Origin of the sequence: Nocardia puris (genome assembly GCF_036051655.1) — a bacterium.
In the GTDB taxonomy this organism is placed as follows: Bacteria; Actinomycetota; Actinomycetes; order Mycobacteriales; family Mycobacteriaceae; genus Nocardia; species Nocardia puris.
The window spans coordinates 698,829-712,403 of record NZ_CP107943.1 but is presented as its reverse complement, the minus strand read 5'-3'; the positions used below and the strand labels follow the sequence as shown (position 1 = coordinate 712,403).

General features: G+C 69.8%; 15 protein-coding genes. 13 read left to right on the top strand and 2 right to left on the bottom strand.

Annotated elements, in window-relative coordinates:
• Positions 1-1,751: 1,751 nt before the first annotated feature.
• From infA to truA, 8 genes are all read left to right on the top strand, one after another.
• Positions 1,752-1,973: a translation initiation factor IF-1 gene (gene infA, locus OHB21_RS03135; protein ID WP_003418601.1), complete on the top strand. Its 222-nt coding sequence runs from the start codon at positions 1,752-1,754 to the stop codon at positions 1,971-1,973.
• A 422-nt stretch (positions 1,974-2,395) separates the two neighbouring features.
• Positions 2,396-2,509 carry a 50S ribosomal protein L36 gene (gene rpmJ / locus OHB21_RS03130; protein WP_025347279.1) on the top strand — a complete coding sequence of 38 codons (114 nt, stop codon included), beginning with the start codon at positions 2,396-2,398 and terminating at the stop codon, positions 2,507-2,509.
• Positions 2,510-2,711: 202 nt separating this feature from the next.
• A complete protein-coding gene (gene rpsM / locus OHB21_RS03125) occupies positions 2,712-3,083 on the top strand; it encodes a 30S ribosomal protein S13 (RefSeq protein ID WP_039795645.1) in 372 nt (123 codons plus the stop codon).
• Between the two features lie 9 nt (positions 3,084-3,092).
• Positions 3,093-3,506, top strand: a complete 414-nt coding sequence (gene rpsK / locus OHB21_RS03120; protein WP_067507360.1) for a 30S ribosomal protein S11 — start codon at positions 3,093-3,095, stop codon at positions 3,504-3,506.
• Between the two features lie 22 nt (positions 3,507-3,528).
• Complete coding sequence (gene rpsD, locus OHB21_RS03115; RefSeq protein WP_067507357.1) at positions 3,529-4,134, top strand: 30S ribosomal protein S4; 606 nt, start codon at positions 3,529-3,531, stop codon at positions 4,132-4,134.
• Between the two features lie 103 nt (positions 4,135-4,237).
• Complete coding sequence (locus OHB21_RS03110; RefSeq protein WP_067507486.1) at positions 4,238-5,296, top strand: DNA-directed RNA polymerase subunit alpha; 1,059 nt, start codon at positions 4,238-4,240, stop codon at positions 5,294-5,296.
• A gap of 49 nt (positions 5,297-5,345) precedes the next feature.
• A complete protein-coding gene (gene rplQ, locus OHB21_RS03105) occupies positions 5,346-5,867 on the top strand; it encodes a 50S ribosomal protein L17 (protein WP_067507355.1) in 522 nt (173 codons plus the stop codon).
• Positions 5,868-5,963: 96 nt separating this feature from the next.
• On the top strand, positions 5,964-6,797 hold the full coding sequence (gene truA, locus OHB21_RS03100; RefSeq protein WP_067507483.1) for a tRNA pseudouridine(38-40) synthase TruA: 834 nt from the start codon (positions 5,964-5,966) through the stop codon (positions 6,795-6,797).
• Between the two features lie 140 nt (positions 6,798-6,937).
• Here the strand turns inward: truA and OHB21_RS03095 are convergent, their stop codons facing one another.
• Positions 6,938-7,384 carry an Hsp20/alpha crystallin family protein gene (locus OHB21_RS03095; protein ID WP_067507481.1) on the bottom strand — a complete coding sequence of 149 codons (447 nt, stop codon included), beginning with the start codon at positions 7,382-7,384 and terminating at the stop codon, positions 6,938-6,940.
• 174 nt (positions 7,385-7,558) lie between these two features.
• Between OHB21_RS03095 and OHB21_RS03090 the strand changes: the two genes are divergently transcribed.
• From OHB21_RS03090 to OHB21_RS03070, 5 genes are all read left to right on the top strand, one after another.
• Positions 7,559-8,386 carry an LLM class F420-dependent oxidoreductase gene (locus tag OHB21_RS03090; protein WP_067507353.1) on the top strand — a complete coding sequence of 276 codons (828 nt, stop codon included), beginning with the start codon at positions 7,559-7,561 and terminating at the stop codon, positions 8,384-8,386.
• A 137-nt stretch (positions 8,387-8,523) separates the two neighbouring features.
• Positions 8,524-9,900, top strand: a complete 1,377-nt coding sequence (locus OHB21_RS03085; protein ID WP_232331704.1) for an MFS transporter — start codon at positions 8,524-8,526, stop codon at positions 9,898-9,900.
• Between the two features lie 306 nt (positions 9,901-10,206).
• Positions 10,207-10,866: a response regulator transcription factor gene (locus OHB21_RS03080; RefSeq protein ID WP_067507348.1), complete on the top strand. Its 660-nt coding sequence runs from the start codon at positions 10,207-10,209 to the stop codon at positions 10,864-10,866.
• Between the two features lie 16 nt (positions 10,867-10,882).
• Complete coding sequence (locus OHB21_RS03075; protein WP_195125514.1) at positions 10,883-12,295, top strand: sensor histidine kinase; 1,413 nt, start codon at positions 10,883-10,885, stop codon at positions 12,293-12,295.
• The gene (locus OHB21_RS03070) at positions 12,292-13,206 is read left to right on the top strand and encodes a TAXI family TRAP transporter solute-binding subunit (protein ID WP_195125513.1); all 915 of its coding nucleotides are present in this window, start codon (positions 12,292-12,294) and stop codon (positions 13,204-13,206) included. The genes OHB21_RS03075 and OHB21_RS03070 overlap by 4 nt, the downstream gene beginning before the upstream one ends.
• Positions 13,207-13,229: 23 nt before the next feature.
• Here OHB21_RS03070 and OHB21_RS03065 read toward each other — a convergent pair whose 3' ends face one another.
• A complete protein-coding gene (locus OHB21_RS03065; RefSeq protein ID WP_067507343.1) occupies positions 13,230-13,556 on the bottom strand; it encodes a metal-sensitive transcriptional regulator in 327 nt (108 codons plus the stop codon).
• Positions 13,557-13,575 lie beyond the last annotated feature (19 nt).

The window sequence follows — 13,575 nt, the reverse complement described above, 5'->3', positions numbered from 1 at the left end:
CGGCCGGTCTCCGCGGAGGACGGCCGGTCGGTAGCGGGAGCCGAATCCTGGGGTGCCGCGGGAGGAGCCGCCTGTCGCGCCGCGGGCGGCACCTCGGCCGCCCCGGGCGCACTGGAACTCGCCAGGGGGTTCACACCCTCGGCGGCGCGCTGCGGCGGGGAAACAGCCGCGTTCGGTGCCTGCGCGCTCGGGGATGCCGCGCCGGGGATCTCGCCCGAGGCGGAGCTCCCGGCCCCCTCGGCGGAGGGCGACAGGCGCGTGCCGGGGCGCTCAGCGGCCGCGTCGACGTGGGGCGGCGCCGCGTGCGGAGGCCGCCCATCGGCGGGGCTCTGTGGCGTCCCGGAATGTGGCGACGGTGGAGCGGGCAGGCGCTCGGGCGCGGCTCCGCGCTCGGCGGGGGGCGGCGGCAGATCGGGCCGCTGGCGGGTGACGCGGGTGGTGGCCTCGGTCGGATCGGGGAACGCGGGATCGACCGGAGGCTGGGAGACGGGCGGGCGCTGGCCGAGCGGCTGGAAGGCCGTGGACGGCTCGCTCGGCCTGCGGGTCGGCAGTCCGCCCGCAGCCTCACCGTGCGGGCCGTCGCCGGCGTGCGGACGCGGCGGAACCCCGGGCTGCTGCCACTGCGCACCCCGGTCGAACGCACCGGGACTTTCCCCGGTGTGGCCCGGCCCCTGGTAACCGTTCGGTCCCGGGAACTGCTGCGGCGGAACCCCGGGCGGCTGGACCGCGTGCGGGCCCGACACCTGTCCCTCGGGACGCGGCGGCACGCCGGGCTGCGCGCCCGGATCGAACGACCCGCCACCGGAGCGCGATCCGCCGGGACGCTGCGGCGCGCCCGGCCCGCCGAACGAGTTCGGCCCGGACGGATGCTCATCCGGACGGGACGGCGCCTGATCCCAGCCCTGGCCGCTGTCCCGCTCTGCGGGCTGGTCCTCGGCCTCGGCGTCGTCCTTGCCGCGACCCGACCACAGCCTGCGCTTCTTCTCCTTGCGCCCGCCGTCGGCGCGGCTCTCCGGCGACCGGCGCTTGGAGCGCTTGCGGTCGGGCGCCTCGTCGATCAGATCGTCCTGCGGCAGGTTCTGGACCGGGGCCTCGTAGCCGCTGGTGACCTCGCTGTCGGACAGCCATGGCGGCAGCATGGGCAGATCGTTGTTCCGGCTCACCGCCCGCCCCCGATACTGCTCGACATGCCCTCGATCGGTTCGTCGCGTTCGGTCACTGCAGCGCCCCGCTGACGTAGACTTCGTTGACATCCGTGACGCGCGCGTGCACGCCCCGGTGGCCGGCGGCGGGACCGCACCACGGGACGGCGTACGTGCTTCGCTCGCTGTGCTCGCTCACGGCGTCCCCCTAGATCCGCTCGACCGATTCCTGGACTCGGCCAGTTTACGTGACGTGCGCGCGGCGGGGCGGGGCAGGCGGCGACCGCCCGTGACCGTGCGCGCGGGAGCGTTCGACCGCCGCGCGCGGGGGAACGACGAGACCGTTTCCGCTGGCAGAACGTGGGCATTCCGGTCGGTGGCGCGAGATTGTCCCGGTCGGCGACAGCCCGCCGTTTCCGCTGGCGGGACCGGGGCGTTTTTGCCGGATCGTACGGCCCCCGGTAGGCTGGAGCGGCGGTACACCTACGTGCCGACTGTTCCGCACGCCACCGACCGGATTCCGGCCGGGACGTACGAAACAGACATCCAGGCTTTAAACACACCAGGTTCGAGCGGCCAGCCGTTCGACGAACCGGGATCGCGGAGGATATGGCGAAGAAGGACGGGGCCATCGAGGTCGAGGGTCGAGTTGTCGAGCCGCTACCCAATGCGATGTTCCGGATCGAGCTCGAGAACGGGCACAAGGTTCTCGCGCACATCAGCGGAAAGATGCGGCAGCACTACATCCGCATCCTTCCCGAGGACCGAGTGGTCGTCGAGCTCTCGCCCTACGACCTCTCCCGCGGCCGGATCGTCTACCGGTACAAGTGATCCGAATCGGCGAGGTGTGCTCGCGGAGCGCGCTCGCCGGGGTCGGATCACTTGGTGTTTTGTGGGGGTGCAACCCCCACACCCCGCTCGGCGGGGCTGCGCCCCCCGAACCCCCCGTGCCGTGGTTGCGTGGGATTGCAGGTCCAGTTCGGTGACGTTGCCCGGCCTTCGGAAACGGGGCTGGTCTCGGATGCCGGAGCAGGCTGAAATTGCTGGTCGCCCCGTGATCGCCGGTGCGGGAACAACTCTCGGCCCGTGGCTTTGCCGCCGATGGCGCTCTCCAGCATCGGCGCTGGACCGGGTCGCGGACCCGGGTGTCACCCCCTGAACAGGTGGTGGCAGAATAAATAGGCTTCCCCAGTCGTAAGGCTGGGGAAAAACTGTGTTCACGCCCCTGTGGACCACAACGAGATTGGACGGACGTGAAGGTTCAGCCGAGCGTCAAGAAGATCTGCGAGAAGTGCAAGGTGATCCGCCGCAACGGCCGGGTCATGGTGATCTGCGACAACCTGCGCCACAAGCAGCGTCAGGGCTGATCTCAGCTCACCGCCGGGCACCGATCGCCTGATCGGCTTGGCAACACAAAGAGAAGAACTCCCAGCTCCAGCCGCACGCTGTGGGAATCCGGGCCTCGGCCCGGGGCGTGCAGGCCAACCACCGGTACGGAGGCCGGTGCCCCAGTGAAGACGGGGGAACGGACAGGGAGCAGACCTCCGCAACGATTAAGGAACATGCCACATGGCACGTCTCATGGGCGTCGATCTCCCGCGCGAAAAGCGCATGGAGATCGCGCTGACCTACATTTTCGGCATCGGCCGTACCCGCTCCAAGGAGATCCTGGAGGCGACCGGCGTCAGCCCGGACCTGCGCTCCAAGGACCTCAGCGACGACGACCTGACGAAGCTGCGCGATTACATCGAGGCTTCGGAGTTCAAGGTCGAAGGTGACCTGCGCCGTGAGGTTCAGGCCGATATTCGCCGCAAGATCGAGATCGGCTGCTACCAGGGTCTGCGCCACCGCCGTGGCCTGCCCGTGCGTGGCCAGCGCACCAAGACCAACGCGCGCACCCGCAAGGGCCCGAAGCGCACCGTCGCAGGCAAGAAGAAGTAGGGATAACCGATGCCTCCCAAGAGCAGGGCCTCCGGCCCCAAGAAGTCCCAGAAGTCGCGTCGCAGGGACAAGAAGAACGTCCCGCACGGCAACGCGCACATCAAGAGCACGTTCAACAACACGATCGTGTCGATCACCGATCCGAACGGCAACGTCATCTCCTGGGCGTCCTCGGGCCACGTCGGCTTCAAGGGCTCGCGCAAGTCGACCCCGTTCGCCGCGCAGCTCGCCGCCGAGAACGCCGCCCGCAAGGCGCAGGAGCACGGCGTCAAGAAGGTCGACGTGTTCGTGAAGGGTCCCGGCTCCGGCCGCGAGACCGCGATCCGCTCGCTGCAGGCCGCCGGCCTCGAGGTGGGCACGATCTCCGATGTCACCCCGCAGCCGCACAACGGCTGCCGTCCGCCCAAGCGGCGTCGCGTCTAGCGGGAAAGGAAGGTAGAGCGAAATGGCCCGTTACACCGGACCCATCACCCGCAAGTCGCGTCGTCTGCGCGTCGACCTCGTCGGCGGCGATCAGGCGTTCGAGCGTCGCCCCTACCCGCCCGGCCAGCACGGCCGCGCGCGGATCAAGGAGAGCGAATACCTGCTCCAGCTGCAGGAGAAGCAGAAGGCCCGCTTCTCCTACGGCGTCATGGAGAAGCAGTTCCGCCGGTACTACGAGGAGGCCAACCGCCTCAAGGGCAAGACCGGTGACAACCTGCTTCGCCTGCTCGAGACCCGGCTGGACAATGTCGTGTACCGCGCCGGTCTGGCGCGCACCCGCCGCCAGGCCCGTCAGCTGGTCAGCCACGGCCACTTCCTGGTCAACGGCGTCAAGGTCGACGTGCCCAGCTACAAGGTGAGCCAGTACGACATCATCGATGTCAAGGAGAAGTCGGCGGGCTCGCTGCCGTTCCAGATCGCGCGCGAGACCTACGGCGAGCGTCCGGTCCCCGGCTGGCTCCAGGTGATCCCCGGCCGCCTGCGCATCCTGGTCCACCAGGAGCCCGAGCGCGCCCAGATCGATGTGCCGCTGCAGGAACAGCTGATCGTCGAGTACTACTCGAAGTAATCAGCGTTGCCGCTGGTGTTCCGGCCGTCTCACGGGCCGGCCGGAACACAACCCCTGAAACGTGGCGTCAAATAGTGGGCGCCCTAGAAGGAGGATGATCCTCATGCTGATTTCCCAGCGTCCGACGCTGACCGAAGAGGTCGTCGCGGAGAACCGCTCGAAGTTCACCATCGAACCCCTCGAGCCGGGCTTCGGCTACACCCTCGGCAACTCGCTGCGGCGTACCCTGCTGTCCTCGATCCCGGGGGCCGCGGTCACGAGCATCCGCATCGACGGCGTCCTGCACGAGTTCACCACCGTTCCCGGCGTGAAGGAGGATGTCACCGACATCATCCTGAACCTCAAGGGCTTGGTCGTGTCCTCGGAGGAGGACGAGCCGGTCACGATGTACGTGCGCAAGCAGGGTCCGGGCACCGTCACCGCCGGTGACATCGTGCCGCCCGCCGGCGTCATCGTGCACAACCCGGACATGCACATCGCCACCCTGAACGACAAGGGCAAGCTCGAGATCGAGCTCGTCGTCGAGCGGGGTCGCGGGTACGTTCCGGCCGTGCAGAACAAGGCGTCCGGTGCGGAGATCGGCCGGATCCCGGTGGATTCGATCTACTCGCCGGTGCTCAAGGTCACCTACAAGGTCGAGGCGACTCGCGTCGAGCAGCGCACCGACTTCGACCGGCTCATCCTCGACGTGGAGACCAAGAACTCCATCAGCGCGCGGGACGCGCTCGCCTCGGCGGGCAAGACCCTGGTCGAACTGTTCGGCCTGGCCCGCGAACTGAACGTCGAAGCCGAAGGCATCGAGATCGGCCCCTCGCCGGCCGAGGCGGATCACATCGCCTCGTTCGGTCTGCCGATCGAGGACCTGGACCTCACCGTCCGGTCCTACAACTGCCTCAAGCGCGAGGGTGTGCACACCGTCGGCGAGCTGGTGGCCCGCACCGAATCGGATCTGCTGGACATCCGCAACTTCGGCCAGAAGTCCATCGACGAGGTCAAGGTCAAGCTGCACGCGCTCGGCCTCTCGCTCAAGGACAGCCCGGCGTCGTTCGACCCGTCCAGCGTGGTCGGCTACGACGCGAGCACCGGCACGTGGAGTGACAGCGGCACCTTCAGTGACACCGACGGCGGCGAGCAGGACTACGCCGAGACCGAACAGCTCTAGGCCGTTGGGGTAGGGACCCCGACCGGCCTCTCACAAGGAGAATTAACCAATGCCCAAGCCCAAGAAGGGTGCTCGCTTCGGCGGGTCGGCGTCGCACCAGAAGGCGATCTTCGCCAATCTGGCCACGGCGCTCTTCGAGCACGGTCGGATCACCACGACCGAGGCCAAGGCCAAGGCCGTGCGCCCCTACGCCGAGAAGCTCATCACCAAGGCGAAGGCCGGCACCCTGGCCGACCGCCGCGAGGTGCTGAAGGTCATCCGCAACAAGGACGTCGTCCACTCTCTGTTCGCGGAGATCGGCCCGGCGTTCGAGGGTCGGGAGGGTGGCTACACCCGCATCACCAAGACCCTGCCGCGCAAGGGTGACAACGCGCCGATGGCGATCATCGAGCTGGTCCGGGAGAAGACCGTGACCAACGAGGCCGATCGCGCCCGTCGTGTGGCCGCCTCCAAGAAGTCCGAGGAGTCCGCTCCTGAGGTCGTCGAGGAGAAGGCCGACGAGGTCGTCGCCGAGGCGCCTGCCGCCGAGGACAAGGCCGATGAGGCCGCCGAGGACAAGAAGGACAGCTGACGTTCGCGTCGTGTTCTCGAACGAGCCCGCCACCCGTTCCGGGTCGGCGGGCTCGTTCGCGTTCGGCGGACGGGCCTGGTGAGGGTGGAGGATTCGATGGGTGCGGCTGACGGCGCGGTCACGCGGGTGCGGCTCGACATCGCCTACGACGGCACCGATTTCACCGGCTGGGCGCGCCAGCCCGGCCTGCGGACCGTGCAGGGCGTGCTGGAGGAATCGCTGAGCAAGGTGTATCGCGAGCCGGTGCAGTTGACCGTCGCGGGACGCACCGACGCCGGTGTGCACGCGGAAGGTCAAGTGGCGCACTTCGATACGCGCGCCGAGTTCGACGGCGACAAGCTGGTGCACCGGATGGCGCGGTTCCTGCCGAAGGACGTGCGGATCACCGCGGCGCGGGTCGCGCCGCCGGAGTTCGACGCCAGGTTCTCCGCGATCCGCCGCCACTACGCCTATCGGCTCACCACCGCCCCCTATGGCGCGCTACCGCTTTCGGCGCGCGGTGTGGTGGCGTGCCGTCCGGGCGTGGACGTGGACGCGATGCGGGACGCGTCGGCGAAACTGCTGGGACTGCACGACTTCGCCGCGTTCTGCCGCCGCCGGGAAGGCGCGACCACCGTGCGCGAACTCCAGCGCTACGACTGGGTGCGGGAGGGGGATCTGCTTACCGCCTACGTCAGCGCCGACGCGTTCTGCTGGTCGATGGTGCGCAGTCTGGTCGGCGCGGTGCTGGCGGTGGGGGAGGGCAGGCGCGCACCGGACTGGGTGGCCGGACTGCTCGCCGAGACCGAGCGCTCCAGCGCGGTCACGGTGGCGCCCGCACACGGATTGAGCTTGATCGGCGTCGACTACCCGGCCGACGCCGACCTTGCCGCCCGCAACGCCCAGACCAGGGAGATGCGGACCGTCCCCGGCCGGGGCTGTTGCGGGTAGCCAACGCCTTCGGCGTATTGCTCGGCATCTGGTACCCGGCACACAGGCTGCGCCGTGGTCCAGATGGCATGGAAGCCAACACCTTTGGCGCCGCGGCACACGCCGAGGATGCGATGGCGCACTCGGAGGGCGATTCGCGGTCAGCTGCTGCCGTGCCCGGCTTCGATGGTCTTGGGCGAGCTGCCGCCCGCGATCTCGATGCGGCGCGGCTTGGCCCTCTCGGCGACCGGGATGATGACCGACAGCACGCCGTTGTCGTAGGTGGCGCTGATCTTGTCGGCATCGACATTGTCGCCGAGGGACAGCTGGCGCATGTAGGTGCCCGCGAACCGCTCGGAGGCGATCCACTGGACGCCGTCCTCGCTGGGCAGGCTGCGCTGTGCTCGCAGCGTGAGCGTGCCGTTGTCCACGCTCACGTCGACCGAGCCGGGATCGACGCCGGGCAGATCGGCATTGAGCACGTAGTGGTCGCCCGCCTTGTACAGATCCATCGGCATGAATCGCGGGGCGCGAGCGGTACCGGTGGTCTCACCGAGCAGCTGGCGGGCGACGGTGTCGATGTCATGGAACGGATCGAACCTCAGCACAGCGATCACCTCCGTTTCGTCGCGTCGGCGCTCGCCACGGCGGCGGGCGCCGGAAGCTGTGCACCTTTGAGGTTAGCACTCTCGGGTCGAGAGTGCTAACACTTTTTCGGCGTGTTCGCGGCGTCGGCGGTGGCCGAGGAATAGGTCGTACGCGTGCGGGTGTTGGTTCGGGACATGACTTTCGACGGGCTCGGACGGGTCGGTGTGTGGCGCGGGTACGCGCAGGTGAGTGCGGCGGATGCGCGCGCCTACGAGGAGGCCGGCTACGGCGCGGTGTGGCTGGGCGGATCGCCGCCCGCGGATCTGGCGCGGGTGGACGAGCTGCTCGCCGCCACCGAATCGCTCACGGTGGCCACCAGCATCGTGAACATCTGGCAGTCGCCGGCGAAGGAGGTGGCGGAGTCGTTCCACCGGCTCGAGGCGGGTCATCCGGGACGGTTCCTGCTCGGCGTGGGCGCGGGCCATCGCGAGTTCGACGGCGTCTATCGCAAGCCCTACGACGCGCTCGTCGACTACCTCGACGAACTCGACGCGCAGGGCGTGCCGCGTGAGCGCCGGGCACTGGCCGCGCTCGGGCCGAAGGTGCTGAGGCTCGCGCGCGACCGGTCGGCGGGCGCGCTGCCGTACCTCGTGTCCCCGGAGCACAGCCGCAAGGCCCGCGAGATCGTCGGCGCGGGAACGCTGTTGGCCACGGAGCAGAAGGTCGTGCTCGACAGCGATCCGGAGCGGGCGCGCGCCGTCGGCAGGCAGGCGGTGACCCCGTACCTCGGGCTCACGAACTACGTGAACAACCTGCGCAGGCTCGGCTACAGCGACGCCGACGTCGCCACGCCCGGCAGTGACGGCCTGGTGGACGCGCTCGCCGTCCACGGCGATGCGCGCCGGGTGGCCCAGCAGGTGGCCGCGCACCTCGACGCGGGCGCCGATCACGTCGCGGTGCAGGCCCTCGGCGGCGGTCACCTGGAGACCCTGCGGGCGCTGGCCCCGCATCTGGTCGGGTAGCCCGAGTCGGGCGGAGCCCGCGACGACTCTCCTAAGGGAGTGTTAGGAAACCCCTCGCGAGCTTCCGTCCACCTTGTGACTGCCGACACACTCGTCTCCGACCCGGCGCGAAGAAGCGCCGGAGGAGGAGATTTCCGGTGACAACGACCTCGGTGCGCAAGACACCACCCTCGGGGGAACGACGCGTCGTCGCGAACGTGCTGCGCGGCTCGATCGGCAATCTGGTCGAGTGGTACGACTGGTACGTCTACGCGGCGTTCAGCGTGTACTTCGCGAAAACGTTCTTCCCCGAGGGGGATTCGACGGCGCAGCTGCTCTCGACGGCGGCGGTGTTCGCGGTCGGGTTCCTGATGCGCCCGCTCGGCGGGTGGGCGCTGGGGCGCTACGCCGACCGTTTCGGGCGGCGGTCGGCGCTGACGCTCTCGGTGACGGTGATGGCGGCGGGTTCGCTGCTCATCGCGCTGACGCCGGGCTACCAGACGATCGGCATCGCGGCACCGGTGCTGCTGCTGCTCGCCCGTCTGCTGCAAGGGCTCTCGGTCGGCGGCGAGTACGCGACGAGCGCGACGTACCTGTCCGAGGTGGCCTCGGCCGGACGACGCGGGTTCTACTCGAGCTTCCAGTACGTGACGCTGGTGGCCGGGCAGCTGACCGCGCTCGGTGTGCAGATCGTATTGCAGCAGGTGCTGACCTCCGAGCAGATGTACTCGTGGGGTTGGCGCATCCCGTTCCTGATCGGCGCGGGCGGCGCGCTGGTGGTGATGGTGCTGCGCCGCGGGATGGACGAGTCGGCCTCGTTCGAGGCGGAGGCGACCGGCGCCGCGAGCGGTGAGTCCAAGCGCGGATCGCTGCGGGTGCTGCTGAGCTACCCGCGCGAATGCCTGCTCGTGGTGGGCCTGACGCTGGGCGGCACGGTCGCGTTCTACACCTACACCACCTACATGCAGAAGTTCATGATCAATACCTCCGGCATCTCCAAGGACACGGTGGCCTGGATCAACTTCGCGGCGCTGCTGGTGTTCGTGGTGATCCAGCCGCTCGCCGGCGGGTTGTCCGACCGGATCGGCAGGCGCAAACTGCTCATCTTCTTCGGCGTGAGCGGCACGCTGCTGACCGTGCCGATCATGAGCGTCCTCGCGCACACGTCCAACGGGTTCGCGGCCTTCGGCCTGATGCTGCTCGCGCTGGTCATCATCACCGGCTACACCTCGATCAACGCGATCGTGAAGGCCGAGCTGTTCCCGACGAAGATCCGCGCCCTCGGCGTCGGCCTGCCGTACGCGCTGACCGTGGCGATCTTCGGCGGCACCGCGGAGATGATCGCGCTGGCGCTGAAGAAGGCCGATATGGAGGCGGTGTACTTCTTCTACGTCGCGGGCTGCATCGCGATCTCGCTGTGCACCTACTACTTCATGCGGGAGACCTCGGCGGAGTCGACCATCGACGCCGACGCCAAGGCCGCGTCCGCGGTGCCGGAACCCGGCCCGGAACGCGAGCCGGTCGCGGTGCGCTGAGCACCGTGCGCCCTGGCGCTCGCGTCCGGCCCCCACGACGGGCGGGACGCGAGCGCATCGGGCAGTTGTTTGTGGCGGCGCGACGTCCGGGCGGGGCGGTTTCGAGTCGGAAGGAACGAACATGTGAAGCATGCCTGTGCGAAGGGCATCCGCTGCCTCGACGGATGTGGTTGCCGGAGCCCGAGGCGAGCCGGTCGTGCGGTGGGATCGCGCGGGCAGGGGGAGTGCGCTGCGGGGTCCGACGGGGCGCCGGTCCGTGGGGCGGGAGCGCGCGGTCCGGCCGGGCGGTTGTGGGAGGATCGGCGCGTGCGGGTAGCGGTGGTCGAGGACGACGACGGCGTGGGCGATGCGCTGGTGGAGGCGCTGACCGTCCGCGGCTACACGGCCGAGCGCAAGCGGCGGGGCAGTGATCTGCTGCTCGACCACCGCGGGTACGACGCGGTGCTGCTCGACCTCGGGCTGCCCGATATCGACGGCCTCCAGGTGCTGCGGCAGTTGCGCGAGGTGAGCCAGGTGCCGGTGCTGATCCTCACCGCCCGCGACGACGAACGATCCATCGTGCGCGGCCTGCGTGGCGGGGCCGACGACTACGTGGTCAAACCGCCCCGCATCACCGAACTCACCGCGCGCCTGGACACGGTGATGCGCCGGGTGCCGCTGGTGCGGCGTCCCGCGCCGCGCGAAGTGGTCACCGAGGATGTGCGCGTCGACCTGGCGGCGCGGGTCGTGGAGGTGGCGGGCAAGCCGATCCCGTTGACGCAGAAGGAATTCGAACTCGTCGAGGCGCTGGTGGAACGGCCGGGGGCAGCGGTGAGCAGACAGCAGCTGATGGACCGGATCTGGGGCGACGCGTTCGTCGCGGTGTCACGCTCGCTGGACGTGCACATGACGGGTCTGCGCGCGAAACTGAACCGGCCCGGCCTGATCACCACGATCCGCGGCTACGGATACCGGTGGGGCCGTTGAGCGCGGAGGGCGTGCCGTGCGGCGCAGGCTGCTCGCCGCGCTGACGGTTTTCGCCACGCTGGCGGTGCTCGCGTTCGCGGTGCCGCTCTCGCTCACCTACGCCACCAGCCGCACCCAGGAGCTCGTGCTCGGCCGGTCGGGTGACGCCGACCGTTTCGCGACCCTGGCCGACGCGGCCGCAGCGGCGGGTGACGGGACCGCGCTGGCCGAGGAAGCCACCCGCTACCACGAGTTGTACGGGGAGAACGTGCTGGTCGTGGACGCGCGAGGGGCGTCGGCGGTGAACGCGGGCGTCGACGTGGCCGATCCCGAGGTGGCTGCGGCCGTGGCCGCCGCGCGCCGCAATCAGCGCCCGCACCCGGTGACCAGGCTGCTGCCGTGGAGCGCCGACACGATGCTGGTGACGCGGCCGGTGGGCACGGGCGTGCAGGTCAACGGCGCGGTGGTGATCGAGGCCTCGACGGGACGGGCGCGCGCCGACATCACCCGCGCCTGGGTGATCATCGGTCTGGGCGCGGCGGCGGCGATGGTGCTGTTCACGTTGCTCGCGCTCACGCTGAGCCGGTGGGTGCTGCGTCCGCTCGCCGCGCTCTCCGACGCCGTGGCCGGGCTGACGGCGTCGCTGCCGAAACCTCGAGCGGCAGCGGCGCCCGCCTCGATCACCCGTCGCTACGGCGGACCGCCCGAAATGCGGGCCGTCGCGGAATCCTTCGACAGTATGGCGGCCGCGGTGTCCGAATCGGCCGAAGCGCAAAGGCAATTGGTGGCCGACACCGCACATGCCATGCGCAACCCGCTCGCTGCCCTGACCATCCGACTCGACTCTTTGGAGCCGTCCATCCCGCCCGCCGCGTCCGATACGTTCCGGCGGGCGAGCGGGGAAGTGGATCGCCTGACCTCCCTGCTGGACGGGTTGCTCTCACTGGCGGTCGCCGAAACACCGGAAGCCTTCACCACCGACGCGTCCGAAAACCATTGCGACGCGGTGCAGGTGGTCGCCGACCGGATAGACGCTTGGCACTCGGCCTTCGTGGCGGCGGGGCAGACGTTGCGTGCGGAACCTGCAGTGGGGGCAGCCGAGGTCGCCGTGTCAGCCGACGTGCTGGCGCAGATCCTCGATGTGCCGCTGAGCAATGCGACCCGGTACTCCGGAGCCGGCGCCACCGTCTCGGTATCGGTGGATCTCGCTGACGACCGGGTCCTCCTCACGGTCGCCGACGACGGGCCGGGTGTGCCCGCGGCGGAACTCGACAAGCTCACCACACGCTTCTTCCGCGGTTCCACCGCATCCTCGGGAGGGTCCGGTCTGGGCTTGCCGATCGCGGCGGCGTTGGCGAAATCGCGCGGCGGCGCGCTGACGGTGCGAGCGGTCGAACCGCACGGGTTGGCGACCGTCGTGGACCTGCCTTGGGCGGAGGTGCCGCGATGACCGGAATCCGCCGCCGAGAGTTCCTGGCGCTCACGGCGATCGGTGCGCTGAGCGCCGCCGCGTGCGGGAACCGCGACCCCGTCGTGGTGCGTCTGGCGTCGGGGGAGGCGGGTGGTTTCTACCACGCGTTCGCGCGGTTGCTGGCGGACGTGGCGGCGGCTACCGGCGCGGTGCGGATCGAGCCGCTCACCACGTCGGGCTCGCAGGAGAACTTGGATCTGCTTGGCGCGGGGTTGGCGGATGCCGCTCTGGCGCTGGCGGATTCGGCGCGCTCGGCACCGGGTTCGGCGGTCGCGCTGGGCCGAGTCTACGAGAACTATCTCCAGTTCGCGGTCCGGGCGGACGGCCCGATCCGCGCCGTCGACGAATTGCGCGGCGCCCGGGTGAATCTCGGTGCCGCAGGGTCGGGCGCCGCGCTGACCGGCGAGCGGCTGTTGCGCGCGGCGGGGATCGACCCGGCGCGCGATATCACGGTTGAACACCGCTCCCTGTCGGACGCGGCGGTCGCCTTACGGGCGGGTTCTATCGACGCGTTGCTCTGGGCGGGTGGCGTGCCGACGGGTGCGCTGGAGGTCCCCGCGCGAATGCGACTGCTGGATCTAGGCGAGCTGGCCGCGCCGCTGCGCGCGAGCTACGGACCGGTGTACGACCGCGTCGCCATCCCCGCTGACGCGTATCCCGGTGCGGCCGCAGTCCATACGGTCGGCGTGGCCAATCTGCTGCTCACCACACCGGCGCTGCCGGACCGCGCCGCCGCGGCCATAGTGGATCTGCTGGCCGGGCACCCGGATGACTTGGTTCCGGCGGAGGCTGCGGGCACCCAATTCCTGGACGTGCGTTCGCTGATCGGCACCGGCCCTATCCCACTGCATCCGGGCGCGGCAGCGGCCTACCGGCGCCGTCACGGATAGCCGGTCGGCGCACTCCACCCGAGTCAGGAGCGCACCAAGCGCGCGATGGCGTCGGTGGCCTCCTTGATCTTCGCCTCCGCCTCCGGCCCGCCCGCGACCGCCGCGTCCACGACGCAGTGGCTGATGTGATCCTCGAGCAGGCCCATGGCGACCGCCTGCAGCGCCTTGGTCATCGCGGAGACCTGAGTGAGGATGTCGATGCAGTACTTCTCCTCCTCGACCATCCGCTGCAGCCCGCGGGCCTGGCCCTCGATGCGGCGCAACCGCTTGAGGTAATCGTCCTTGGCCGTGATGTAGCCGTGCCCCGCGTGCGCGTGGTCGTGGGTGGTGCTCGTGTCCGGGGTGGTCACCGACTGCCTCCTCGTGCCT